This is a genomic window from Bacillus hominis, from assembly GCF_030348325.1.
Taxonomy (GTDB): Bacteria; Bacillota; Bacilli; order Bacillales; family Bacillaceae_G; genus Bacillus_A; species Bacillus_A hominis.
This window is the reverse complement of record NZ_JAUCFS010000005.1, coordinates 4,827,676-4,853,850: the sequence shown is the minus strand read 5'-3', so window position 1 is coordinate 4,853,850 and position 26,175 is coordinate 4,827,676. Positions and strand designations below refer to the sequence as shown.

Here is a 26,175-nt window from a genome sequence, read left to right as displayed (position 1 = left end):
CCGAAAAGGGGGAAGGAAACAATGATCGATTATGCATGGCTCATACCGCTTTTCCCGCTTGTTTCGTTTGTGTTACTTATTGTGTTCGGGAAGAAAATTAGAGAGGGAAGTAGTGTACTAGGTATTTTCTTTACCTTTCTTTCTTTTATATCCGCGGTAGTGGTACTAATAGAACGGTTTTCATCCGTGGCAGTGAAGCATAAGTGGGTATGGCTTAGGGCAGGAGATATAGATATATCATTTGGTTTTGAGGTTACCGCATTAGGAGCTTTAATGTTGTTTATCGTTACGCTTGTGAGTTTTCTTGTACATGTGTACTCAAAAGGTTATATGAAAGGCGACGCCAGATTACCAACCTTTTATGCATATTTAGGGCTCTTTACATTTGCGATGCTTGGGCTAGTTATATCGACGAATTTATTACAGCTTTATATATTTTGGGAGTTAGTCGGCCTTGGTTCGTTTTTGCTTATTGGTTTTTATTTCTTTAAAGAAGAAGCGAAGGCTGCTGCGAAAAAGGCTTTTATTATGACACGCATTGGGGATGTTGGGCTATTTATTGGGATGATTTTAATTTTTTGGCAAGCAGGTAGTTTTGAATATGACGCGATTTTTAAAGCGATTCATACGGGCGACCTCTCTCCTTCTATGATTACAATAACGGCGATATTAATTTTTATTGGTGCGATGGGGAAATCGGGTCAGTTCCCGCTTCATACATGGTTGCCAGATGCAATGGAAGGACCGACGCCTGTTTCGGCGCTTATTCACGCGGCAACGATGGTTGCAGCCGGCGTATATTTAGTAGCGACGATGTTCCCGCTATTTTCAGCAAGTGCGGTAGCTATGCAAACTGTGGCAATCGTTGGGGCTTTCACCGCAATCTTTGCGGCCTCTATTGGTCTAGTGCAAACTGATATTAAGAGGGTTCTTGCCTACTCTACAGTTAGTCAGCTCGGGTATATGATGCTTGCGCTAGGCTCTGCTGGTTATGTAGCTGGTATCTTTCACTTAACGACACACGCCTTTTTTAAAGCATTATTGTTCCTGGCAGCAGGAAGTGTAATTCATGCAGTCCATACGCAAAACATTAATAAAATGGGCGGTTTACAGAAAAAGATGAAAGTAACCGGTGCACTATTTTTAATAGGCACACTTGCAATTAGTGGTGTTCCTCTCCTTTCCGGATTTTTTAGTAAAGATGAAATTTTAGTGGCGGCTTGGATGAATGGCAATTACTTTCTATTCGTTTTAGCGGTAATTGCGGCATTTCTAACAGCATTTTATATGTTCCGTCTATACTTTCTTGTCTTTACGGGGGAAACGAAGACGAAGGAAGAGGTGCATGAATCGCCTCGCACCATGACGTATCCGATGATTGTCCTTGGTGTTCTTGCGGTAGTAGCAGGATATATCAATACACCATGGTTTGGGACATTTCTTGGAGATTGGCTTACGAAAGATGTAGGGTTCAAGGTGGAAGATGCTCATGGACCAGTTTGGATTATGATTGTTGCGACGCTCGTTTCATTTGCGGGAATTGCCCTTGCATATTTCATATATGGAAAGAAAACTATCGCAAGGAATTGGGCTGGAGGAGAAGGATCCTTCCTTCATAATCTCCTGAAAGAAAAATATTATGTGGATGAACTATACAATGTGACGGTGCTTCCTATTACGAAGGGGATCGCTTATGTGCTTCGCTTATTTGAAGTATATGTTGTAGAAGGAATCGCAGTTTTAATTGGAAGTTTGGTTAAAGGTGCGAGCAGCATAGGGTCGAAACTTCAAAACGGGAATGTACAAGTATATGGCACTGTAACAGCAGTTTCACTCGCATTACTCGTCATTATTTTGCTATATACGGGAGGGGATTTACGATGAATGATTTGTTGTTAACGTTCTTCATTTTTTCCCCGCTTTTAGGAATTCTCTTACTTATATTAACGCCGAAAAAAGAATCGCGTACAGTGCAGGCGCTTGGTTTATTCGGAACGGCGCTTCCATTTGGAATTGCTATCGTCCTCGCTTGTACATACGCTTCAGGAAAGAGTTTATCGATATTTGATGAAAAAGTGAAATGGATTAAATTTGGGGATTTCACAGCAGTGGACAAAAGGTGGTTTTCAATTTATTACGAGCTTGGTATTGATGGTTTATCGCTTGTAATGATGGTACTCACAGCTCTTCTAGCGATGCTTGCAGCTATTGCGGCATTTTCTATTAAAAGAAATTTGAAAGCATTCTACATGCTGTTACTCATACTAGAAATAGGGATGCTCGGTGTCTTCGCTGCTCAAAATTTAATGTTGTTCTTCATCTTCTTTGAAATTACGTTGCCACCAATGTTTTTATTAATTGGCAAGTGGGGGAAATTGTCGAGTGAAAAGGCTGCATATAGTTATTTAATATATAACGGTATTGGCTCAGCTATTTTACTCATCGTTTTCTCGGTTTTATTTGCGAAAACAGGTACGACGAATATTACGGAGCTTAAAGAGATATTAACAGGTGTAGCTGCTGGGGGAGGACCCATTGTCTCGAGTAGCTTACAGTTCGGTTTATTTCTTGCCATAATGGTTGCCTTTGCGATTAAACTCCCTGTTTTCCCTTTGCATCGCTGGATGGTCAATGTGCACATAGAAGCGCATCCTGCTGTAGTTATGCTTCATGCGGGGGTTTTGCTGAAGATTGGCGCGTACGGTATGATTCGCTTCGGAAAGGGGCTATTCCCAGAATACTTTCGTGAGTTTGCAACGCTAATCGCGATTTTAGGGGTAATTAATTTATTGTATGGGGCCTTTCTAGCACTCATCCAAACGGACTTTAGAAAGGTACTTGCTTACTCTAGTATTTCACATATGGGAATTGTTTTAATGGGGCTTGCGGCGTTAAATGCACCAGGTACACAAGGAGCGCTATTCCAAGTTGTGTCTCACGGTTTAATTGCGGCCTTGCTCTTTTTCTTACTTGGCATCATTGAAGAGCGTTTCGGGACGTCGGATATTACAGCACTTGGTGGACTCGCAAAAAGTGTTCCAGTGCTTAGTGGCTTCTTCCTAGCGGGAGGTATGGCATTGCTTGGAATGCCAGGGATGTCTGGATTTGTTAGCGAATTCCTTGCCTTTCTCGGTTTATTCCAAGGGAAACCGGTTATCGCCGCCGCCGGTGTACTTGGAATTATTTTAACCGCTGTATACGTATTAAGAGCGACACTTCAAGTGACATTTGGTAAGAAAGAATGGGAAGCGAAATCTGATATACACGGATGGGAGTACGTCCCTGTTATATTGCTTATCGTTTGTATTATTGCAATTGGAGTAATGCCAGAACTACTAGGGGATCCGCTTCAAAATACATTGAAAACATTGGGGGTGAAGTAGGATGGATATGAACACGTTATTTAGCTTATCATGGCATCTCATGGTACCAGAATTCATTATTCTCGGGGCCGCCATCCTCCTTTCCATATGTGATTTGTTTTTTAAGCTGAACCATAGGTACGTAGCCATTAGTGCAATTGCCGCTGTCTTGTTAGCGATAGTGCCATTAATTTCGCTATACAGCGAACCGGCAGGAGATATTTTAAATGGATCGTTTGTACTAGATGGATTTTCAAAAGGGTTTAAAACGTTGTTGTTAGGCGGAGCAGCCCTCGTTTTATGTATGGCAATAAGCGATGACAAGAAGGAGCCTATTCAAGACAAAGGAGAATATTATTACTTGTTTTTAATGGCGCTCCTAGGAGCGATGTTCATGGCTTCTAGCGTTGATTTCATCACATTGTTCGTTGGTTTAGAACTGCTCTCGCTTTCTTCGTATATTCTAGTAGGAATCCGAAAAAGAAACCGTGCATCGAATGAGGCTGCAATGAAATATGTCATTAACGGAGGAATTGGAACAGCAATTACACTCTTTGGAATGAGTTACTTATACGGTATTACAGGGTCGACCAACATAGTGGAAATGCAAAAGGCATTTACGCAGGAGCTGGCTGGTGGCATTCAATTATTGTTAGCCCTTGCATTTTTACTTTTGCTCGTTGGACTCTCATTCAAAATTGCAACAGTGCCGTTTCATATGTGGGCACCAGATGTATATGAGGGAGCAGCTACACCTGTCACTGCCTTTCTTGGAACAATTTCTAAAATTGCTGGGTTTTTACTCATTACTCGCCTGTTCCTAATGGTTTTTGCAGGTGTGGAAATCCAAGGAGACGCACAATCTTTATACGGGCGTATGAGCATATACATTGCGGTGCTAGCGAGTATTACGATGATTGTTGGGAACGTAGTAGCATTAAAACAATACAACGTAAAACGTCTATTTGCCTATTCGGGTATCGCGCACGCTGGATATTTGCTCGTGCCTCTTGTGGCATTATCACCATTCACGATGGATAGTATGTGGTTTTATATGCTTGCGTATATGCTTATGAACATAGGGGCATTCGCAATTACCCACGGATTAATCTTACAAAGTGATAAGGAAAATATGACGATTTTCGCCGGGTTATACAAACGATCACCATTTACAGCTATAGTGATGACTGTTTTTATTTTATCTTTGGCCGGGATACCAGGGACGGCGGGTTTCATTGGAAAGATTAACATCTTTTTAGGAGCACTTCATGTAGAACCAGCTCATTACGTATTAGCTTGTATTATGATGGGGACGACGGTTATTTCATTCATATATTATTTCCAGATATTACAGCAAATGTTTTTCCGTACTGGAGAGAAAGACGAGAAAATTCAGTTACCGTTAAATATAAAGATTGTCATGAGTCTTTGTGCAATTTCAATTGTAATACTAGGGATTATGCCGATGATTGGTTACAATTTTTTCTATGAATATTTTCCATTAATGAAAGATTTCTTCTTCTTAGGTAACGTGGTACAATAGTAAAAATAAAAGGTGTAGAGTCCGTACTCTACGCTTTTTATTTTGGAGTAGCGGCAAATGAAAACATCTATAGGTATATGTTTTTTAACAGAAAATTACGATGTAAAATGTAAGATGCTTATTTGCGTGTGAAAAAGTGTGGCTCCTACTTATTTATGGTATCGTTTTTTCCATTTTGCGTAAGTAGTAGCCAAGCAAAAAAAGGGGTCGATTTTTTGGCACATCTTTTAGGGCAACAAGCACTGATTGCCATTGTTTCACATTTATTATTTATTACCATTACGTGGTGGGCCTTACAAGGTATTCATATTGAGCGTTTAATGAAGTCTGGGAAAGTGATGCAGACGAGAGTATTACTCATCCTAATTACAATTACAATTGGGACATCTGTAAGTAACTTTTTCCTTGATTATTTAGGCTATTCAAAGAGTTTAACGTATTTAGTAAAGTAAGTGTATAGAACCTCATATCTCCGTTAACAATGGGGATAGGAGGGGATGAAATTGAAGTTTAAAGCCATTCTTATTGTTATCGTAAGTGTTGTTTTATTTTTGGTTGGATATAAAGAGATGAAACCAATAAGCGATGAACAGAAAATGGAGAGCATGATTGCAGCTTTAGAGAAGAACGATGCAAAAGTAGAGCGGTGGTCATGGTTAGCGCGAGAAACGAAAACAATTTCTAATATACATACGTTTCAAAAACTGTTAAACGATGTGAAGGAAGAGGCAAACATCGAAAGTTGGGAATTAGAACAATCTCCAGATGGATATAAGGCTACATCCTATAAAAAATCTTCTTCACATGAAGAACGAATAGTAGTAACTTGGAGTAAGGAAAATACTAAAGAAAACACTTTTATTATTTTCGAAGTAAGCGGGGCGAAATGGGACCCGAAGTACGTCCAGAACATGGATAAAATTTTTAGTGAAAAACCTATAATTTACACTTGTGTTCAAGGTGTACTGAATGATAAGATTGAAGGTGTTTTGCAAAATAAAACCAATCAGGTTTTGAAAGATCTTTCAGCAAGAGCGATCGAACAGATAGAAGAAAGAGCATTTGTATCAGTCTCCGCATATAATAAAAAGTGGAATGACGCTCTTTCAACAAATAGAGAGAAAATAAATGTGCAAATAGCAATACGTTCTACAAACAACAAAGATACAATTGTGGTTGGCACACCGATCATAACTTCTGAGTATTGAGTGAATAGATACTGAAAAAAGGACACGGAGGGGAATAATTTGGAAAAGATCATCGTCCGTGGCGGAAAGCGGTTAAGCGGCACAGTGCGTGTTGAGGGCGCAAAAAATGCTGTATTACCTATAATCGCTGCAGCCCTATTAGCGAGTGACGGAAAGAATGTACTATCTGAAGTACCAGTATTATCTGATGTATACACAATTAACGAGGTATTACGTCATTTAAATGCTGAAGTCGTATTTGAAAATAACCAAGTAACAATCGATTCTTCTAAAGAATTAAATATTGAAGCACCATTTGAGTATGTACGTAAGATGCGTGCATCTGTTCAGGTAATGGGACCATTATTAGCACGTAACGGTCGTGCTCGTATTGCACTTCCTGGTGGATGTGCAATTGGTTCACGTCCAATTGACCAACATTTAAAAGGCTTCGAAGCAATGGGAGCGAAAGTAAAAGTTGGTAACGGATTTGTTGAGGCACACGTAGAGGGAGAACTAAAAGGAGCTAAAATTTATTTAGACTTCCCAAGCGTAGGCGCGACAGAAAACATTATGTCTGCAGCTACATTAGCAAAAGGGACAACAATCCTTGAAAACGCAGCGAAAGAGCCAGAAATCGTTGACTTAGCTAACTTCTTAAATGCAATGGGAGCGAAAGTACGCGGAGCTGGAACTGGAACGATCCGTATTGAAGGCGTTGAGAAATTATATGGTGCAAACCACCCTATTATTCCTGATCGTATTGAAGCAGGAACATTCATGGTTGCAGCGGCAATTACAGGTGGAGACATCTTAATTGAAAATGCTGTGCCTGAACATTTACGCTCAATTACAGCGAAAATGGAAGAAATGGGTGTTAAAATTATTGAGGAAAATGAAGGTGTACGTGTTATCGGCCCAGATAAGTTAAAAGCGGTTGATATTAAAACTATGCCTCATCCAGGTTTCCCAACAGACATGCAATCGCAAATGATGGCATTATTACTACATGCTGATGGAACAAGTATGATTACAGAAACGGTATTCGAAAACCGCTTTATGCACGTTGAAGAATTCCGTCGTATGAATGCTGATATTAAAATCGAAGGTCGTTCTGTAATTATGAACGGTCCAAGTAGCTTGCAAGGTGCTGAAGTAGGTGCAACTGATTTACGTGCAGCAGCAGCATTAATCTTAGCTGGTTTAGTATCAGAAGGTTATACTCGTGTAACAGAGTTAAAACATCTTGACCGTGGTTATGTAGATTTCCATAAGAAATTAGCTGCATTAGGTGCAACTATTGAACGTGTAAACGAAAAAGTAGAAGAAGTGAAAGAACAAGAAGTTTCTGATCTTCACGCTTAATTGAAATAGTCTCTATGTCTTTTGACGTAGGGGCTATTTTTTTTGGGGTTATTACTGTTATAGTCAATAAATTCTATACTTATGCACGTCTCAGTGAAAATATTTAGAAAATTTTCGTTTTATCCCGCATTAACGGGCAGTAAGACTCTCACCTCAAAATTCGGCTGGAGCAAAGAAGTTAGATGGAAGCCCTGCTGCCCGTAAAAGCCCGATTGGTGAAGGCTAATAATCAGTGGGGGATGAACAAAACCCCCACTGATTATAGTTTCACTTTATACCGATACCCCCAAGTATGTTCTAAAAGATCCCATAGTTCCATAAGAATGAAAGGAATCCAACTTATATTGGGGGAATAGGATGAAATTTTCAAAGCCACTTTTCATTACAGTAGCGCTCTTAATAGCGCTCGTTATCATTGTACCTGCTGCTCTTGTTATTCCGTTTGCGAAAGCGAAAGTAGGGGAAGAAGCAGCTTCTAAAACTCCTCCAGCGATAGAAAGTATATCAGCTCCAGGGAAAGTGGATACAGCGGTTCAAGTTGCTGTATACCGTGATCAGCAGAAGAAGGTAGAAACATTACCTATGGAGGAGTATGTGGCCGGTGTAGTAGCTTCTGAGATGAATGCCAGCTTTGAAATAGAGGCGCTAAAGGCGCAGGCATTAGCAGCAAGAACATTTGTAGTGCAGCGTATGCTAAGCGGAGGTAAGAAAAACAATGCGGACGTGACAGATACAGTGAAAGATCAAGTGTACAAAAGCAAAGCGGAATTGAAGAAACAATGGGGTAATAACTACGAAAATAATTTAAAGAAAATCGAGGAAGCAGTTTCGAAAACCGCAGGACAAGTTTTAACGTACGATGGAAAACCAATTTCAGCATCCTTTTTCTCAACGAGTAACGGCCGAACAGAAAATGCAGCTGATTATTGGGGAAATGATTATCCATACTTGAAAAGCGTAGATAGTCCGTGGGATCAAGCCTCTCCAAAATTTACGAGTGAGCAATCATTCACAGTAGCTGATTTTCAAAAACGTCTCGGTGTGAAAATACTAGCGGACGGAAAGGTCGGTAATATTAAAGACCTTACGGAAGGAAAACGAGTAAAGGATGTAGAGTTTCAAGGAAAAACATTAACAGGAAAACAAGTTCGTGAAAAGTTAGATTTACGCTCCTCAGACTTTACGTGGAAACAAGAAGGAGATACCATCACCGTTAAGACGAAAGGTTTCGGCCACGGCGTTGGGATGAGCCAGTACGGTGCGAATGGTATGGCAGGGGAAGGTAAGAAATATACAGAGATAGTCGCTCATTACTATAAAGGCGTTGAAATAAAGACGATGAATGATTATGAAGGAAAGTTAATGGTGAAAAAATAGGGATGATGGTGCACATACACCTTTATTATATAGGTTGCTGCTATTGTCAAACTTTGTCGGTAAATCGATATTCCTCGTCGAATCGTTGATATATTGTAAGTTACGATAGATATATTCGAAAAATCGTTAATATAATTTCAGTTGCTATGGTATTGTTCAGCAAGGAGAAAATATAAAGGGGTGTCGCCTAGTCGGAAAGTTCGACTTATGGGGCACCCCTTTTTGTCATTATTTGTAGAAATAAATGGGAGTTACCCTGTATACTACGTGTTATAATACAGTTATGTGAATATATAAAACATAATAACAGGGGGTAATGAAAAATGATGATGGATGTACCACTTCTCATTCCGTCAATGATGGAACGAGCAGAGAAATATTTTTCGAAAAAGGAAGTTGTCTCACGGACTGCATCTCGTATTCATACATTAACATACGGAGAAGTTGCAAAGCGGACGAGAAGGCTCGCTAGTGTATTAACGAAAATGGGAATTGAACAAGGGGATAAAGTAGGTACAATTGCTTGGAACCATCATAGGCATTTGGAAGCATACTTTGCGATTCCAGGAATCGGAGCGGTGCTACATACAATTAATTTAAGGCTTTCCGCTGATCACATTTCATATATTATTAATCATGCAGAAGATAAAATCATTCTTGTCGATGAAGATATGGTATCTATATTAGAGAGCATTCAACACGAAATTCCACATGTAAAAGCCTTTATTATTATGACAGACGATCATAAACTACCTCACACAACACTATCACCAGCATATCATTACGACCAATTACTCGAAGAAGGCGATGAGACATTTCCGTTTGTAAAAGATTTAGATGAAAAAGAACCAGCCGGTATGTGCTACACATCGGCTACAACAGGGAAACCGAAAGGTGTAGTTTATACACACCGTAGTATTGCGCTCCACAGTTATACACTCGGACTTGCAGATGGCGGGAATATATCAGAAGTAGACACTTGTATGCCTGTCGTTCCAATGTTCCATGTTAATGCATGGGGATTACCGTTTGCGAGTACATGGTTTGGGACAAAACTCGTATTACCAGGACCGCATTTTACACCGGAAATTTTAGCGGAGTTAATTGAAAGTGAGAAAGTAACAATTACGGCTGGTGTGCCGACAATCTGGATTGGTTTATTACAAGAACTTGAAAAACATCCATATGATATTAGTAGCGTAAAAACGATATGGTCAGGTGGATCAGCGGCTCCGCAAAGTATGATTCGTACGTATGAAGAGAAATATGAAATTGCATTTAGACAAATATATGGAATGACAGAAACGAGTCCTGCTGTTGTAATTAATTGTCCGAAATCATATCAACGTGATTTACCGAAAGAAGAATATTATAATTTGCGCTCTCGCCAAGGATATTTATTCCCTGGGCTAGAAATGAAAGTGATCGGACAAGACGGTGAAATTAAATGGGATGGAGAAGAAATGGGAGAACTGTGTCTAAGAGGTCCATGGATCGCCGGTAGCTATTATAAAGATGAGCGTACAGAGGAATCGATGAAGGATGGTTGGCTCCATACAGGAGATATCGTTACAGTTGATTCGGAAGGATTTATTAAAATTGCTGATCGTACGAAAGACTTAATTAAAAGCGGTGGTGAGTGGATTTCTTCGGTAGATTTAGAAAATGCTTTAATGTCACACGATAACGTATTAGAAGCATCTGTCGTGGCAGTTCCGCATGAAAAATGGCAAGAACGCCCTGTTGCTTGTGTCGTATTAAAAGAAGGACAGGCAGTAGAAAGAGAAGAGCTGTATGCTTTACTAGAAGCCGAATTCCCAAAATGGTGGATGCCAGATGATATTTTATTCGTAAATGAAATTCCGAAAACATCTGTAGGGAAATTCCTAAAAAGAGCACTTCGTGATCAGTTGAAGACTTATATGGTGGAGCAGAAATAGAGAAGAAGGCTATCCTGATGGGTAGCCTTCTTTGTTGATACAGTATAAAAACATTGTATTAAATATCATAATCTTCCATTAATTGTTTGATATAATTAGGGAAAAACATTTGGAGGAGACAGAATGGCGTTATTGGAGTTGAAACAATTAGGGAAGACGAACCAGTTACCGGCAATTGAATTGGAGGTTGAAAAAGGACAATGTGTTGTTTTGCAATGTAATAATCATACAGCTAAAGTGTTGCATCGCATTATTATAGGAGAAGAAGGTGCTTCTTCGGGCAGTGTGTTATTTGAAGAGGAGCCGATTGGAAAGAAAGTATATTCACGCATCGGTTTTTGTTTTTTGAAAGATGAAGCATACGACCGTTTGAAGGTGAAGGAGTACTTCAAGTTTTTATTAGGGCTTTATGAATCCAATATGAGTATGGAAGAGGTAGTACAATATGTCGGTCTTCTAGATAAGTTAAACGTTAAAATAGAAAAATTATCATTTTCAGAGAAACGCCGTCTTCATATTGGGCGAGTTATGATTCATAATCCGGATTTAGTTATTTTGGAAGAGCCGGAGCAAAATGTCGATACAGAGAGTACGATTATTATTCGAAAAGCGATTGTGAAAATGAAAGAACAAGGAAAGGCGATTTTTATTACGTCATCTTTCTTATCGGACGCACTTTCGTTAACAGAAGATGTATACATATTAAACAACGATGGTGTGAAAAAAGTAGAAATAGAGCCAGAGGAAGTTGAAGAAGTCGATGAAGAAAAAGTAGTTCAAATGATTCCACAAATGAAACTTGAAAGAATTCCAGCGAAAGTGAACGATAAAATCATTTTACTGGATCCGATGGAGATCCATTTCATTGAAACGCAAAATGGAGTGACACATATTCATGTGCGCGAAGGAGATTTCGTATGTGCATTAACATTAAGTGAACTAGAAGCGAGATTAACAGGGTTTGGGTTCTTCAGATGTCATCGTTCATATTTAGTTAATTTACAAAGAGTACGAGAAGTTATTACGTGGACTCGTAATAGTTTTAGCTTAATTTTGGATGACGAAAGAAAAAGTTCAATCCCGCTTTCAAAAGGACGAATGGATGAATTAAAAGGTGTAATTGGGCTATAAAAATACTCCGATAAGCTCAAAATAGGATTCATTCACCGGTAAAAATACTCCTTTTACCGGTATTTTACTGCGTAAACCCTTTGTTTTTCATATGATTGAGTCAAGAAAAGCGAAACAACCAAATCGAAACTTGCGAAAGCGAATTTCATCTATATAAGAAAAACAAAGGGGATGAAGAAATGACATTGGCAATTGAAATGAAAGATGTAATGAAAACTTTCAACGAAAAAACAGCACTTCGAAATGTAAATATTGAGGTGAAGCAAGGAGAAATCTTTGGATTCCTCGGACCGAGTGGATCTGGGAAAACGACAACAGTAAAAATATTAACATCTCAATTGCTTCATAGCGTTGGAATTGTAAGAGTATTAGGTAAAGACATTACAGGACCAAGCAGCATCGATTACAAACGAATCGGTATTTTAACAGATAATAGCGGCTTATATGAAAGACTTAGCATTTATGATAACTTACTATTATTTTGTGACTTATACGATTGTAAAAAAGAACGAATTGATGAAGTACTAGCTCAAGTAAACCTATTAGATGATAAAAAAACACAAGTGAAAAAATTATCAAAAGGAATGAAACAGCGCGTCACATTAGCGAGAGCAATTCTTCATAAACCAGATATTCTCTTCTTAGACGAACCAACATCTGCACTCGATCCAGTAAACGTACAAAACATTCATAAAATCTTAAAAGATTTAAATAAAGAAGGAACAACGATTTTCTTAACAACGCACAACATGGACGAAGCAGAAACGCTGTGCAACCGCATCGCCTTTCTGTGCGGCGGAGAAATTGTGGCGCTTGATACACCGGAAAACCTTCGCTTGCAATACGCGAAAGATCAAATACAAGTTGTGTTAACAGATAAGAAGAAAGAAATTGTGAAAAAAGATGAATTAGGGGCAAAACGCATTTCAGAATGGATGAAAAAAGGTGAATTACTATCCATTCATTCACACGAACCAACGCTAGGCGATATCTTTATTGAAGTTACTGGGAGGGGACTATAATGACATTTTCAATGAGACGATTTTCAGCTATTTTTCGGAAAGAGTTACAGGATTTTAAAACGAATTCACAAACTTTAATTATGATGATAATGCCACTTGTCTTTTCGGTATTATTTAGTCGCTCAGATAATATGAGAGAAGTTGGAGCAAGTACGTTAACTGCGATGGCGTTAGTTATGGTCGGAGGCTTTGTACAGGCGATGCTCATCGCTGAAGAAAAGGAAAAAAATACGCTTCGTGTTCTTATGCTATCACCAGCATCATCTATTGAAGTATTAATTGGTAAAAGTTCATTAACAGGTATGATTACAGTTGCAATCTGCTTTATTAATCTACTTATTTTAGGTAAATTAGAAGGGAATTTTGCGTTATTATTACTCATCTTTGTTCTTGGAATGCTAATATTTAACCTCATTGGTACTTGTATTGGATTATTAGCTCAAAATGTGCCGCAAACATCAACAATTGGATTACCAATATTAATGACATTTCTTTTCGGTGATTTAATTGGAATGTTTGTAAAGAATGAAGTCGTTACAAAAATAATCGATTATTTACCAACTCGTCATATCGGTCTTGCAGTAAGTAGTGTAATAAAAGGAGAAGGTTTTAGTGCAATTACTAGTAATTTATTGAACATAACTATTTGGTTAGTTGCAGTACTTGTTATTACGCTTTTCGTGTATAGAAAGAAACAAATGGACTAAAAACTGAGCTGAAACGCTCAGTTTTTTCTTTTTTCTATCATTTCCTCGGAAATCTCGTAATTTCTATACATATTTTTACAGATTTTGTCGAAAAGTAATTAGTTATAGGTTGTATAGGATGATTGAATATTGTTCAAAATGATTGCTGAGGTGATGATGGAATGCGAGGAAGAAATAATAAAAAGTCGCGAAAAGTAGTACATTTATTTCAAAGAAGATGGGTGTTTCCGGCACTATACATTGCTTGTGCAGCGGTAATCTTAATGGTTGCGCTATGGTTCCAGGGAGCTAATCCGAAGAAAGCTCCGAACCAAGATCAAGCAACACCGTATACACAAACGGAAGATCCAGCAGTACCAGTAACAAAGTCTTCAGAAGTAGTGAAAATGCCAGCTGCAGCAAATGCAGAAGTAGTAGTACAGAAGAAATTCTATGAAGATGCGGCATCAGAGGCGGAACAAGAAAAAGCACTTGTCTTTTATAACAACACATATTCCCCTAATAAAGGAATCGACATTGCTGCGAAAAACGGAAAAGAATTTGATGTTACAGCTGCTTTAAGTGGTACAGTAACGAAAGCTGAAAAAGATTCACTTCTTGGTTATGTTGTAACAGTAGATAGTGGAAATGGTGTAGCAGCATCTTATCAAAGCTTAGGCAGTGTGAAAGTAGAAAAAGGTGCAAGGGTTGCACAAGGTGAAGTGTTAGGAAAATCAGGTCTAAGTGCAATGAATAAAGAGGCAGGTTCTTACGTTCACTTTGAAGTACGTAAAGACAATGTGGCTGTGAACCCTGAGCGTTATTTAAATAAATCAGTAGCAGAAATTAAAGCTGATGCAGGTGCTGCAAAGGCGACAAATGCTTCTGGTAAAAAAGCTGATGACAAATCTCAAAAAGAAGAAAAGTCAACAAGCACGAAACCAGAAAGTAAAACAGAAGATAAGTCTCAAAAAGAAGAGAAATCAACAAGCGGTTCGACTAGTGATAAAGAAACGAACGGCAAACAAGATGAGAAATCTCAAAAAGAAGAAAAATCAACGAATGGTTCTACAGAATCATCTAACGGTTCTTCTTCACAAGAATAATAAAGTGAAAAAATCAGTTCTCATTAGGAGAGTTGATTTTTTCATTTTCATATAAAAATAATCAATTTCGAGAAAAAAGTTGCAATAACAAGGAAAAATGACGAGATTCTCGAATATATATTACAAAAGGGAGGGGATACTGTGTCATTTTTATCTGTTCTGTCGATTGCTATTATTTTATTGTTTGTTTTATTCGCTTTATATTATTATATTGCCGGTAAGAAAGAAGTTCCCCACCATCAGTTGTTGAAAGAAGATTGTGACCGAGAAGAGTGACACCTTTTATAAAGAGGTGTCACTTTTTTTCGCTATAATTGTCATCTTTAACGTATTTCTCACAAAAAAACGTAATTTTTCTTAACTTAGTCCGCAAAAATAGTGAACATGTAGCATATATCAGTAGTGCGGGCAATACAATGGTATAAACCAATGCAAAGAGAGTGTTTGAGGTGAGAAATCGTGAATCATTTCATTATAAATCCAAGAATGTTTAACGCTTACAAACAGCACTCACATTTACTTCATAGTCGTATGCAGCGAGTCTCATTTCACACTTCTCACATCCAATTTAGGGAGGCGAGTGGTGTGCACGATTACATCAAAGAGAGAACTATCAAGATTGGCAAGTATATCGTGGAGACAAGAAAGACAGTGCGTGTAATTGCAAAGGAGTTTGGGGTATCAAAGAGTACAGTCCATAAAGATTTAACAGAACGTTTGCCAGAAATTAATCCAGAGCTCGCAAATGAAGTGAAAGAAATTCTTGATTATCATAAGTCTATTCGTCATTTAAGAGGGGGAGAAGCAACAAAGCAGAAGTATAGAAAAGAAGATATAGAAAAGCCTGTACGTCAATAAATGCAAAACAGCAAACATTCCTTACAGATTCGGTAATGTTTTTCAGAAAAATTCTTTTTGCGAATATTACGTTTCTGTTAAATTTATGATAAAATCAGAAATTAGGTGTAAAAGAATTCGGGTGTAACCTGATTTTGAATATCGAGGAGGAAAAGACGGGAATGTTTGCGCGAGATATCGGAATTGACCTAGGTACGGCTAATGTATTAATTCATGTTAAAGGTAAGGGTGTTGTATTAAATGAGCCATCTGTTGTGGCAATTGATCGTAATAGTGGAAAAGTATTAGCAGTAGGTGAAGAAGCAAGAAGTATGGTGGGACGTACACCTGGTAATATTGTGGCAATTCGTCCGCTTAAAGATGGTGTAATCGCAGATTTCGAAATTACAGAAGCAATGTTAAAGTATTTCATTAACAAATTGGACGTGAAGAGCTTCTTTTCAAAACCTCGCATTTTAATTTGCTGTCCAACAAATATCACATCTGTAGAACAAAAAGCAATTCGTGAGGCTGCTGAACGTTCAGGTGGTAAAACAGTATTTTTAGAAGAAGAACCAAAAGTAGCCGCAGTTGGTGCTGGTATGGAAATCTTCCAGCCAAGCGGAAACATGGTTGTTGATATTGGTGGAGGTACAACAGATATTGCCGTACTTTCTATGGGTGATATTGTTACCTCTTCCTCTATCAAAATGGCTGGCGATAAGTTTGATATGGAGATCTTAAACTACGTTAAACGTAAGTATAAGCTATTGATTGGAGAACGTACTTCAGAAAATATTAAAATTAAAATTGGTACAGTATTCCCAGGTGCACGTAGTGAAGAGCTTGAAATTCGCGGACGTGACATGGTAACTGGTTTACCACGTACAATTACAGTATGCTCTGAAGAAATTACAGAAGCACTAAAAGAAGACGCGGCTATCATTGTACAAGCTGCAAAAGGCGTACTAGAGCGCACACCACCAGAACTATCTGCGGACATTATTGACCGTGGTGTTATTCTAACAGGCGGTGGAGCTTTATTACACGGTATCGACATGCTTCTAGCAGAAGAGTTAAAATTACCAGTATTAATTGCTGAAAACCCAATGCAATGTGTTGCTGTTGGTACAGGTATCATGTTAGAAAACATCGATAAATTACCACGTCGTATGTTGAAATAGTTATATAAAGGGTAGTAAAAAGTGCGAAGGAAATAGTTCCTTCGCACTTTTTTGTAAATAAAAGGAAGTAAGAGGGGATTTGTAACACTAGACAAGAAAGCGCTTTCTTAAACGAGATGTGACAATAGTTGTTAGGTTATTGTCATAGTTTGTAAATAAAAATTATGTTATAATCATCCTTGTGAATTTCGTGTGAACTTGATGTAAAATCTATGTAAATTTGTTTTGGATTTACATAGGGGAATTTGAGTCCTTCTTATCGTACATAGGTGCAAGGGACGCTCTAATTTTAATATATTTCTAAAGTAAATAATTATAAAAAAAGAACATTTCACAGGGGGCGCGATTATGAAAAAGGTTATTACATATGGGACTTTCGATTTATTGCACTGGGGACATATTAACTTATTGAAGAGAGCGAAAGATTTGGGCGATTATTTAATTGTTGCTGTTTCTTCAGATGAATTTAACAAATTAAAAAATAAAAAGTCTTATCACAGCTATGAGAATCGTAAAATGATTCTAGAAGCAGTTCGTTATGTGGATGAGGTGATTCCTGAGCATAATTGGGAGCAGAAAGTAAAAGACGTTGTTAATCATGACGTAGATACATTTGTTATGGGTGATGATTGGGAAGGGGAATTTGACGAATTAAGTGAATACTGTGAAGTCGTCTATTTACCACGTACAGCTGGAATTTCAACAACAAAAATTAAAAAGGAACTAGTGCAAGTTGCTAGATAAAATAAATGTTTAGAGAAATAATGGTAGAAATCTATCTCATCTTAGTTGCAATTTTACATAGTATGATGAAAGTGTTTCCAATTAAAAAGAAAGTAACTTTTATTATGTCTTATGGTGAGAATTTATTTTTTATTTATGAGGAAATGCAACGCCAAGGTATAAATTGTGAGGTGGTTTTTTTATATAAATCTACATGTAAATATGAAGTGGACAACTACTCGAATGTGAAATCTTATAAATTTGAAACAAGGAATATATTCCACACTATTAAATCTGTCTATCATTTATCTACTTCTCAATATGTCATTGTTGATAATTATTTTGGATCGCTAGCAAAAATTAAATTTAAAAAAGGCGTAGAGTGTATTCAAATATGGCATGCAGCAGGTGCTTTTAAAAAATTCGGATTATTAGCTCCGTCTTTAAAAAAAAGAAGTCTACGAGCTCAAAACAGATTTATGGATGTTTATAAAAACTTCCATAAAATTGTTGTAGGGTCAGAAGCGCTTGCTAACATTTATAAGAAAGCTTTTGCTCTATCGGATAATAATATATTAAAAACAGGTATTCCGAGGACAGATTTGTTTTTTGATGAACAGAGACAAAAGAAAGTTAAAGATAATATTTTTATAGTAAATCCAAAGCTAAAAGATAAAAAGGTTATTTTATATGCGCCAACTTTTAGGGATAAAGAACTAGTAGATTTTGATTTACATCTAGATATCGATGAGATGTATAGGCAATTGAAAGGTGAGTATATTCTCATCATTAAATTACATCCAGCAATACGAAACATATGTAATTATGAGGAAAAGTATGCGGGATTTTTATATGACTATTCCCTTTATCCAAATATAAATGATCTATTTCTAGTGACGGATATATTAGTCACTGATTATTCCTCCATACCATTTGAATTCTGCTTATTAAATAAACCAATGATCTTTTTTGCATACGATTTAAAGAAATATATGAAAAAAAGAGGGACTATTGGTGATTATATATCTGATGTGCCAGGACCAGTTGTTTATACAACTGAGGAGGTGGTACAGGTGATAACAGATGGTAAGTTCAAAATAGATAGTATAAATAATTTTACTTTGAAATGGAATGAGTATTCGATAGGTGATTCAAGTAAGCACTTTGTAAATATGCTTTTTAAAGGGAAATAGTAAGGTAGTCATGCATTTCTATAATAAGGATGTGTTCGAGGAAAAGATAAAAGACTTTTTATAGGAAGTATACTTTATAAATGAATTAAAGAGGGGTTTTAATATTGCAACTCAAGAAAAAGATTAACAGAATGAAAAATCGTATTAATTTTTTATCAGGCCCGCTGAAAAAATATTCGAATGACCAAGGGTTTAAGAGAACTGTTAAGTACACTGATTTTTATGTGAAATTAGACTTGGATGAGAAAGTTATATTATATGAATCTTTCCATGGTAAAGGTATGACAGATAGTCCATACGCAATCTTTAAAAAAATTATTGATAATCCAGAGTATAAGGATTATACACATGTTTGGGCATTAAATGATGGAAATAATTTTTATGCTAAACGTTATGAAAATAAAAAAAATGTTAAGTTCGTTAAAGTTCATAGTGAAGAGTATTTAAAATATTTAACAACAGCGAAATATCTAATTAACAATACTACATTCCCACCTTATTTCCAGAAAAAAGAGGGACAAATCTATGTTAATACATGGCATGGAACACCTATTAAAACATTAGGAAAGGATATGAAGGGCGAAATAGGGCAACATAAAAATATTCAAAGAAATTTTATGCATTGTGACTATATATTAAATCCTAATAAATTTACTGCAGATACCATTGTAAATTCACATGATTTAGAAGGGTTATACAATGGTTATGTTGTCGATGAAGGTTATCCTCGAATTGACCTCACTCTACAAGTAAACCCGGAAGAAGTACGAGAATATTTAAAGGAATTTGTAGAAATTGATGAAACGAAAAAGATAATTTTATATGCACCGACTTGGAGAGGAGGAGTAAATCAGGTAAGTAATATTAAGGATGAGATTAACAATATTGTGAAAAAAATGTATTCTGAAATACCTAGTGATTATCAACTCCTGTTAAAAGTCCATACATTGACATATAAATTTATTAAAGATGATGAAAGCTTACGAGAGATTTGTATACCAGATTGGGTAGATTCCAATGAATTGATGTCAATAGTAGATGTTTTAGTAACAGATTACTCTAGTATATTCTTTGATTATATGGTAACAGAAAAACCAATCATTTTCTTAACGTATGATAAGGAAGCGTATGAAGAGCAACGAGGTTTATACGTTCAATTAGAAGATATGCCAGGTCCAATATGCTATACGGTAGACGAAGTTGTTCGTAGTATTGAAAAAATTGAGAGTGTAAAAAATGATTACAGTTTTAAATACCAAGAAATATTAAAAGAATATTGCTATCATGATGATGGAAATGCTACAGCAAGAGCGATTGAGATTATTTTCCGAGGAAAACATACGGAGAATGTATATAAAGTCACAAATGAGAATAAGAAAAATATTCTAATGTACTGTGGTGGGTTTTTGAATAATGGAATTACCACATCAGTTATTAACCTTTTGAATAATATTGATTACTCAAAATACAATGTGGCAGTTATTGATAAAGGGAAGTATGATCAAATTTCAAGAGATAATTTCAATCAAATTAATTCGAATGTGAAAAGATTTTATCGAGTAGGTAGTTTAAACACCACTTTAAAAGAATCTTATCAAAATAATTATGTTATGAAAATGGGGCTAAAGAATGAAAGAGCTCAGAAGGCGCTACCAAAGCAACTATACAAGCGTGAAATTTCAAGGTTATTTGGTAATGCGGAATTTGATATAGCTATTGACTTTAGTGGATATGTCCCATTTTGGACATTGTTATTTGCGTTTGGAGATTTTAAAAAGAGAAATATCTATCAACATAATGATATGTGGGCAGAATACTCTAAAAAAATTAAAGGTAAATTTAAGCATAGAGCTAATTTAAATATTATTTTTCCGTTGTATAAGGAGTTTGATAAAATAGTAGCTGTTGCAGAACACACAAGAAATTTAAATAGGAAGAATTTGAAGGATTATATTACACTAAAACAAGGTGTGTATGTCCATAATGCCATTGACCCTAATAAAGTACTTAAACAGATTGAAGAAGGCGACATATATAAATATGACGGGAAAGAATATTTATTAAAAGAAAATATTCACGGAAATGGTAAGCTTGAAATTAGAGGAATTGAAATGCCCCAAAAAGAGAACATTAATTTTGTTAATATGGGAAGATTGTCACCTGAAAAAGATCAGAAAAAGCTTATACATGCTTTTGCAAAAGTTACGGAACTCTATGATAATATTAGGCTTTATATTATTGGAGATGGAGTTTTAAAAGAAGAATTAGAGAATTTAGTGAGAGAAAAAAATCTAGAGGACAAAGTGATTTTTACTGGTCAAATGAGTAATCCTTTCTTACTTATTAATCAATGTGACTGTTTTGTTCTCTCGTCTAATCACGAGGGACAACCAATGGTATTGTTAGAGGCTTTAATATTAGGAAAGCCTATTATAGCTACTGATATTGCAGGATCAAGGAGCATTTTGGAAAAAGGCTATGGGGATTTAGTTGAAAATAACATTACTGGTTTAGTAATTGGGATGCAAAAGTTTATATTAAGTAAAACATCTTTTAAAGAATTTGATTTTCAAAAATATAATGGGCATGCTCTTGAAATGTTTTACGATGAAATATGCACTCTTAAAGAGAAGTAGAGCGTAATCAAATTAAAAAATATAATGAAATATGGAAGCTAAGTGAATTATGTTTATATCACTTAGCTTCTTGCATAAATAGTGATATTTTTAACGTTGTTAAGGTGATAAAAGGGGGCTTATTTTGAAAAAAATCACAGTGGTTGGTGCAGGAAGCTGGGGAACAGCACTATCTATGGTTCTAGCGGATAATGGGCATGAAGTGCGAATTTGGGGAAATAAAGCAGAACAAATCCATGAAATTAATGAGAAGCATACAAATGAAACATATTTACCTGGGATTCAGCTTTCTAAAACAATAAAAGGGTATGAATCCTTAGCGGAAGCAATGGATGGGATAGATACGATATTATTAGTTGTCCCAACGAAATCAATTCGTAGTGTAATGCAGCAACTGAAGGACATCGTAAAACAACCGATAACAATTATTCATGCAAGTAAAGGAATTGAACCAGGGTCATTTAAACGTATATCAGAAATGATTGAAGAAGAGATGCCGAAAGAGTTAATAGAAAGTGTTGTTGTTCTTTCAGGACCAAGCCATGCAGAAGAGGTGAGTCTTCGTCATCCTACTACTGTAACCGCTGCGTCATATCATTTACAGGCTGCGGAAAAAACACAAAAGCTATTTATGAATACAAATTTCCGTGTTTATACAAATCGAGATGTGATTGGTGTTGAATTGGGCGGGGCACTAAAAAATATTATTGCCCTTGGTGCAGGAATTTCAGATGGTCTTGGTTACGGAGATAACGCAAAGGCAGCTTTAATTTCCAGGGGACTAACTGAAGTTACACGATTAGGGTGTGAGATGGGAGCAAATCCGCTTACCTTTGCAGGATTAACAGGTGTAGGTGATTTAATTGTGACTTGTACAAGTGTTCATAGTCGCAATTGGCGAGCTGGAAATTTACTTGGAAAAGATCATAATTTAGAAGAAGTATTAGAAAATATGGGTATGGTAGTAGAAGGGGTTCGTACAGCTGAGGCAGCGTATCATTTAGCTGAAAAAATGAATATTGAAATGCCAATTACGAATGCAATATATAATGTTTTGTTTAATGGGAAAAATGCAAAAGAAGAGGTAGACACATTAATGGGAAGAACGGGAAAAGGCGAGGTTTCGCGTTAATGTATCGTAAGTATGAAGCGACTGAATTAGAAGGTGTGTAAACGACATGAGTTTTATAAGAAGAATAAAAAATCACCGTATTGTAAAGAAATTATGTAAGGCAGTATTTCTATTCTGTAGTTGTTTGCCTCCCAAAAAGAAATTAATTTTATTTGAAAGTTATTCTGGAAAACAATATAGCTGTAATCCACGGGCTATATATGAATATATGTTACAAAATAATATGGATTTTGAAATGATATGGAGTGTAAATAAAAACCATACAGTGCAATTTGATAAAGAAAATATCCCATATGTAAAAAGGTTCTCGATTCGTTGGTTTATTTTGTTGGTGCGTTCAAAATATTGGGTTACAAATAGTAGAATGCCCTTATGGTTACCTAAACCAAAACATACGGTATATATCCAAACTTGGCATGGTACGCCATTAAAGAAATTAGCTGGTGATATGAAAGAAGTACATATGCCAGGTACGACAACGGAAAAATATAAGCATAATTTTCATCTTGAAGCACAAAATTGGGATTATCTGCTTTCACCTAATACCTATTCTACAGATATCTTTAGAAGGGCATTTCAATTTCAAAAGGAAGTCGTAGAAGTTGGTTACCCACGTAATGATTTTTTATATCAGAGTAACAATTCTTCAGTAATAGAATCTTTAAAGAAGAATAATAACTTACCGATAGATAAAAAAATTATTTTATATGCACCAACATGGAGAGATGATCAATTTTATAGTAAGGGACGATATAAATTAGATTTACAACTAGATTTGGATCTCTTACAAAGTAAGTTAGGATCGGACTATGTTATTTTATTACGTATGCATTATTTAGTAGCAGAAAAATTTGATTTAGTTAAATATAAAGGGTTTGTTTACGATTTTTCCAAGCATGTTGATATTAACGAACTATATGTAATATCTGATTTGTTAATCACAGATTATTCTTCAGTCTTTTTTGATTATGCAAATTTAAAGCGTCCAATCATTTTCTATACGTATGATATTGATTCTTATCGTGATAAATTAAGGGGATTTTATTTTGATTTGGAAGAAGAAGCCCCTGGACCGATTGTAAAGAATACAAGAGCGGTATTGGAAGAAATAGTAAAGTGTGAAGTAAATGGATTGGGAGAATTTGCAGAGAAATACGATAGTTTCTATAATAAGTATTGTTATTTAGAAGATGGTGGTGCTTCTAAACGAGCTGTAAGGAAAATATTTTTCGGAGAGGCATAGTAAAGATGAACTCAATGATCATGGTATTGAAAGAACAGATAAGCAGTTTATATTTAATTAAACGTTTATCTATTTATCAAGTAAAAAGTACAAATAATAATAATTACTTAGGACTTTTTTGGGAACTTTTGAATCCACTAATACAGATGAGTATTTATTGGTTTGTTTTTGGGTTAGGTATTAGAGGGGGACAAGGTGTTAATGGAGTTCCTTTCGTCTATTGGTTATCTGCAGGATTAGTTGTATGGTTTTTTATAAATCCGGCAATGATGCAAGCTTCTAAGTCAATTTATACAAGGTTAAATATGGTTTCAAAAATGAGCTTCCCGATGAGCGTTATTCCAAGCTTTGTAATCATGTCTAATTTTTATTCACATGTAATACTTGTAGGAGTTATAACAATTTTATTTTTAGTAACAGGACAAGGAATTTCTATTCATTATATTCAGCTTGTTTATTATATGTTTGCCACTCTTATGCTAGTATGCTCACTGTCTCTAATTACATCCACTTTAGCGACAATTGTTAGAGATACTCAAATGATTGTTCAATCGATTATGAGAATGTTATTTTATTTAACTCCTATAGTATGGACTCCTGAAAGGCTACCATCTATTTTCCAAAAGATTATGCAATTAAATCCTTTTTGCTATATTGTTGATGGATACCGGGCATCTTTATTAGGAACAAATTGGTTCTTCCAAGATATAAATTATGCGCTATATTTTTGGGGATTTGTTTTTATTACTTTTTTAATTGGCTCAGCATTACATGTGAAATTTAGAAAGCACTTTGCAGATTATCTATAATGAGGGTTGTAAAAAATGAATGAATCAGTCAGGTTTCATAATGTAACAAAAAAATACAAAATGCACAGTAAAAATTCAGATAAATTAAAGGATATCATATATCCTGGAGGATTTGGCGAAGACTTTTATGCATTAAGAAATTTAGAGTTTGTAGCTCAAAAAGGTGATGTAATTGGTATTGTTGGGGTAAATGGCTCAGGAAAGTCGACGATGTCTAATTTAATTGCTGGAATTACACCACCTACAAAAGGAAAAATTGATATTAAAGGAAAAGTTACACTTATTGCTATTGCAGCTGGGTTGAACAATCAACTTTCTGGTAGAGAAAATATTGAACTAAAGTGCTTGATGATGGGATTAAGTAAAGAAAAAATTGAGAAGTTGACACCGGAAATTATTGAATTCGCCGATATTGGAAAATTTATTGATATGCCAGTCAAGAAATACTCAAGTGGAATGAAATCCCGTTTAGGGTTTGCTATTTCTGTAAGTATTAATCCAGACGTCCTTGTAATTGATGAAGCACTTTCAGTAGGTGATCAAACATTTACAGATAAATGTTTGAAACGTATGAATGAGTTTAAAGAACAAGGGAAAACTATCTTCTTCGTCAGTCACTCTTTGGGTCAAGTGAAAAAGTTTTGTACAAAGGCTTTATGGTTAGAATATGGAGAAATTAAAGACTATGGTCCAATTCAAGAAATTATGCCGAAATATGAAAACTTCTTAAAAGAGTACAGGGCTATGAGTAGAGAAGAGCAGCAGAAGTTTAAAAAAGAATCAATGGAGAAGCAGGCGGGTAAAAATTTAATAAACAATGAAGATATGAAAAAAGAGGGCACTGCTCAAGTTGTAGATCACCTATCATTATTAGGAAAACAAAGCCCACATCATACAAAAAAGAAAAAGGGACGAAAGTTCTTAAGTGCTATTATTGGTGTTATGTTATTGATGATACTTGTTGGGGTAACTTACTGGCAAAAGGATAGTATTCTATATTCTTTACAGGCGAAAGAGCAGAAGAAAGAACCAGTAAGTAAGGTGGAACGTACTAAAAAAGAGGAGAATCCACTTGCATCTTTAGATGTCCGGTATGTAAACTCTGCAAAAGGTCGTGTTAGGGGTACACCAACTTTAGATGGACAAGTAGTTGGAACGATATCGTTTGGAACTCCATTTGTTGTAAAAGAGCAGCAAAAAGAGATGGGATCAGATATTAATTGGTTAAAATTTACATTAGGGAATGGAGAAGAGGGTTGGATTAGTGAATCCATAGTTAAATCGATTCCGTATAACCAAACAATACCTTATGAAGAATTTTTAGATAAATTAAAACAATTAGATGGAATTACTCCAAATTTAGAAGAGTATCTTACTTTTTTAGGAAAGTCTAAAGAAGAGATAATTAACATAGTAGGTAATTCAAAAAATGAAAAACAATTAGCAGTTGGAACATTAGTTCAATATGAAGATATTGATATAGTATATAATAATCAATTAATTGTTCAGAAGATAAATATTAAAAATATGAAAATATTAAAAGAAAATTTATTTGGAAAATTGGGTGAAGCACAATTGAAGGCTGAAGATAATTCGCTGTTTATTTATCGATCAAATAAATTTGACTTTGACTTTTCTTTAATAGGTTCGATAATTAATGAAATATCAATTTCAGATATTTCAAAGTAATAAAGTTTGT

22 protein-coding genes are annotated in these 26,175 nt (G+C 35.8%); all 22 read left to right on the top strand.

From position 1 onward, the window contains the following. Positions 1-21: 21 nt before the first annotated feature. The 22 genes from nuoL (at position 22) to tagH (ending at position 26,165) form a co-directional block, all read left to right on the top strand. The gene (nuoL, locus tag QUF93_RS27825) at positions 22-1,884 is read left to right on the top strand and encodes an NADH-quinone oxidoreductase subunit L (protein WP_289360847.1); all 1,863 of its coding nucleotides are present in this window, start codon (positions 22-24) and stop codon (positions 1,882-1,884) included. Further along, positions 1,881-3,383: an NADH-quinone oxidoreductase subunit M gene (locus tag QUF93_RS27820; RefSeq protein ID WP_289375952.1), complete on the top strand. Its 1,503-nt coding sequence runs from the start codon at positions 1,881-1,883 to the stop codon at positions 3,381-3,383. The genes nuoL and QUF93_RS27820 overlap by 4 nt, the downstream gene beginning before the upstream one ends. 7 nt (positions 3,384-3,390) lie before the next feature. Next, the gene (gene nuoN / locus QUF93_RS27815) at positions 3,391-4,905 is read left to right on the top strand and encodes an NADH-quinone oxidoreductase subunit NuoN (RefSeq protein WP_353050857.1); all 1,515 of its coding nucleotides are present in this window, start codon (positions 3,391-3,393) and stop codon (positions 4,903-4,905) included. A gap of 215 nt (positions 4,906-5,120) precedes the next feature. Then, entirely contained in the window at positions 5,121-5,357 is a 237-nt protein-coding gene (locus QUF93_RS27810; RefSeq protein ID WP_002113021.1) for a DUF1146 family protein, read from the top strand. A gap of 51 nt (positions 5,358-5,408) precedes the next feature. Then, positions 5,409-6,113 (top strand): YwmB family TATA-box binding protein, encoded by a 705-nt coding sequence (locus QUF93_RS27805; protein ID WP_002139032.1) that lies wholly within the window; start codon positions 5,409-5,411, stop codon positions 6,111-6,113. Positions 6,114-6,152: 39 nt separating this feature from the next. After that, on the top strand, positions 6,153-7,457 hold the full coding sequence (gene murA / locus QUF93_RS27800) for a UDP-N-acetylglucosamine 1-carboxyvinyltransferase (RefSeq protein WP_002123823.1): 1,305 nt from the start codon (positions 6,153-6,155) through the stop codon (positions 7,455-7,457). A 357-nt stretch (positions 7,458-7,814) separates the two neighbouring features. Further along, positions 7,815-8,834: a stage II sporulation protein D gene (spoIID, locus tag QUF93_RS27795; RefSeq protein WP_289360844.1), complete on the top strand. Its 1,020-nt coding sequence runs from the start codon at positions 7,815-7,817 to the stop codon at positions 8,832-8,834. A gap of 323 nt (positions 8,835-9,157) precedes the next feature. After that, positions 9,158-10,774 carry a long-chain fatty acid--CoA ligase gene (locus QUF93_RS27790; RefSeq protein ID WP_289360843.1) on the top strand — a complete coding sequence of 539 codons (1,617 nt, stop codon included), beginning with the start codon at positions 9,158-9,160 and terminating at the stop codon, positions 10,772-10,774. Positions 10,775-10,897: 123 nt separating this feature from the next. Continuing rightward, positions 10,898-11,905: a LytTR family transcriptional regulator DNA-binding domain-containing protein gene (locus QUF93_RS27785; protein ID WP_289360842.1), complete on the top strand. Its 1,008-nt coding sequence runs from the start codon at positions 10,898-10,900 to the stop codon at positions 11,903-11,905. A 179-nt stretch (positions 11,906-12,084) separates the two neighbouring features. Beyond that, on the top strand, positions 12,085-12,927 hold the full coding sequence (locus QUF93_RS27780; RefSeq protein ID WP_289360841.1) for an ABC transporter ATP-binding protein: 843 nt from the start codon (positions 12,085-12,087) through the stop codon (positions 12,925-12,927). Further along, positions 12,927-13,634, top strand: a complete 708-nt coding sequence (locus QUF93_RS27775; RefSeq protein WP_289360840.1) for an ABC transporter permease — start codon at positions 12,927-12,929, stop codon at positions 13,632-13,634. Before QUF93_RS27780 ends, QUF93_RS27775 begins: the two co-directional genes overlap by 1 nt. Before the next feature lie 161 nt (positions 13,635-13,795). After that, positions 13,796-14,719, top strand: a complete 924-nt coding sequence (spoIIQ, locus tag QUF93_RS27770) for a stage II sporulation protein SpoIIQ (protein ID WP_289360839.1) — start codon at positions 13,796-13,798, stop codon at positions 14,717-14,719. A gap of 141 nt (positions 14,720-14,860) precedes the next feature. After that, a complete protein-coding gene (locus tag QUF93_RS27765; protein WP_044738197.1) occupies positions 14,861-14,995 on the top strand; it encodes a hypothetical protein in 135 nt (44 codons plus the stop codon). 309 nt (positions 14,996-15,304) lie between these two features. Then, a complete protein-coding gene (spoIIID, locus tag QUF93_RS27760; protein WP_000544010.1) occupies positions 15,305-15,577 on the top strand; it encodes a sporulation transcriptional regulator SpoIIID in 273 nt (90 codons plus the stop codon). Between the two features lie 161 nt (positions 15,578-15,738). Beyond that, complete coding sequence (locus QUF93_RS27755) at positions 15,739-16,740, top strand: cell shape-determining protein Mbl (RefSeq protein WP_289360838.1); 1,002 nt, start codon at positions 15,739-15,741, stop codon at positions 16,738-16,740. 348 nt (positions 16,741-17,088) lie between these two features. Beyond that, positions 17,089-17,484: a glycerol-3-phosphate cytidylyltransferase gene (gene tagD, locus QUF93_RS27750; protein WP_070145571.1), complete on the top strand. Its 396-nt coding sequence runs from the start codon at positions 17,089-17,091 to the stop codon at positions 17,482-17,484. 5 nt (positions 17,485-17,489) lie between these two features. Next, a complete protein-coding gene (locus QUF93_RS27745) occupies positions 17,490-18,656 on the top strand; it encodes a CDP-glycerol glycerophosphotransferase family protein (protein ID WP_289375951.1) in 1,167 nt (388 codons plus the stop codon). Positions 18,657-18,787: 131 nt separating this feature from the next. Next, the gene (locus QUF93_RS27740; protein WP_070145575.1) at positions 18,788-21,292 is read left to right on the top strand and encodes a glycosyltransferase; all 2,505 of its coding nucleotides are present in this window, start codon (positions 18,788-18,790) and stop codon (positions 21,290-21,292) included. Positions 21,293-21,416: 124 nt separating this feature from the next. Beyond that, positions 21,417-22,424 (top strand): NAD(P)H-dependent glycerol-3-phosphate dehydrogenase, encoded by a 1,008-nt coding sequence (locus tag QUF93_RS27735; RefSeq protein ID WP_289375950.1) that lies wholly within the window; start codon positions 21,417-21,419, stop codon positions 22,422-22,424. 46 nt (positions 22,425-22,470) lie between these two features. Continuing rightward, complete coding sequence (locus QUF93_RS27730) at positions 22,471-23,667, top strand: CDP-glycerol glycerophosphotransferase family protein (RefSeq protein WP_289375949.1); 1,197 nt, start codon at positions 22,471-22,473, stop codon at positions 23,665-23,667. 5 nt (positions 23,668-23,672) lie between these two features. After that, positions 23,673-24,476 carry an ABC transporter permease gene (locus QUF93_RS27725; RefSeq protein ID WP_002184558.1) on the top strand — a complete coding sequence of 268 codons (804 nt, stop codon included), beginning with the start codon at positions 23,673-23,675 and terminating at the stop codon, positions 24,474-24,476. Between the two features lie 15 nt (positions 24,477-24,491). Further along, positions 24,492-26,165, top strand: coding sequence for a teichoic acids export ABC transporter ATP-binding subunit TagH (tagH, locus tag QUF93_RS27720; protein WP_289375947.1), 1,674 nt, complete (start codon positions 24,492-24,494; stop codon positions 26,163-26,165). Positions 26,166-26,175: the final 10 nt, after the last annotated feature.

Excerpts from the sequence above, each read along its gene's own strand:
- nuoL (WP_289360847.1), top strand. The coding sequence starts at position 22 with ATGATCGATTATGCATGGCTCATACCGCTTTTCCCGCTTGTTTCGTTT.
- QUF93_RS27820 (WP_289375952.1), top strand. The coding sequence starts at position 1,881 with ATGAATGATTTGTTGTTAACGTTCTTCATTTTTTCCCCGCTTTTAGGA.
- nuoN (WP_353050857.1), top strand. The coding sequence starts at position 3,391 with ATGAACACGTTATTTAGCTTATCATGGCATCTCATGGTACCAGAATTC.
- spoIID (WP_289360844.1), top strand. The coding sequence starts at position 7,815 with ATGAAATTTTCAAAGCCACTTTTCATTACAGTAGCGCTCTTAATAGCG.
- QUF93_RS27790 (WP_289360843.1), top strand. The coding sequence starts at position 9,158 with ATGATGATGGATGTACCACTTCTCATTCCGTCAATGATGGAACGAGCA.
- QUF93_RS27785 (WP_289360842.1), top strand. The coding sequence starts at position 10,898 with ATGGCGTTATTGGAGTTGAAACAATTAGGGAAGACGAACCAGTTACCG.
- QUF93_RS27780 (WP_289360841.1), top strand. The coding sequence starts at position 12,085 with ATGACATTGGCAATTGAAATGAAAGATGTAATGAAAACTTTCAACGAA.
- QUF93_RS27775 (WP_289360840.1), top strand. The coding sequence starts at position 12,927 with ATGACATTTTCAATGAGACGATTTTCAGCTATTTTTCGGAAAGAGTTA.
- spoIIQ (WP_289360839.1), top strand. The coding sequence starts at position 13,796 with ATGCGAGGAAGAAATAATAAAAAGTCGCGAAAAGTAGTACATTTATTT.
- QUF93_RS27755 (WP_289360838.1), top strand. The coding sequence starts at position 15,739 with ATGTTTGCGCGAGATATCGGAATTGACCTAGGTACGGCTAATGTATTA.
- tagD (WP_070145571.1), top strand. The coding sequence starts at position 17,089 with ATGAAAAAGGTTATTACATATGGGACTTTCGATTTATTGCACTGGGGA.
- QUF93_RS27745 (WP_289375951.1), top strand. The coding sequence starts at position 17,490 with ATGTTTAGAGAAATAATGGTAGAAATCTATCTCATCTTAGTTGCAATT.
- QUF93_RS27740 (WP_070145575.1), top strand. The coding sequence starts at position 18,788 with ATGAAAAATCGTATTAATTTTTTATCAGGCCCGCTGAAAAAATATTCG.
- QUF93_RS27730 (WP_289375949.1), top strand. The coding sequence starts at position 22,471 with ATGAGTTTTATAAGAAGAATAAAAAATCACCGTATTGTAAAGAAATTA.
- QUF93_RS27725 (WP_002184558.1), top strand. The coding sequence starts at position 23,673 with ATGAACTCAATGATCATGGTATTGAAAGAACAGATAAGCAGTTTATAT.
- tagH (WP_289375947.1), top strand. The coding sequence starts at position 24,492 with ATGAATGAATCAGTCAGGTTTCATAATGTAACAAAAAAATACAAAATG.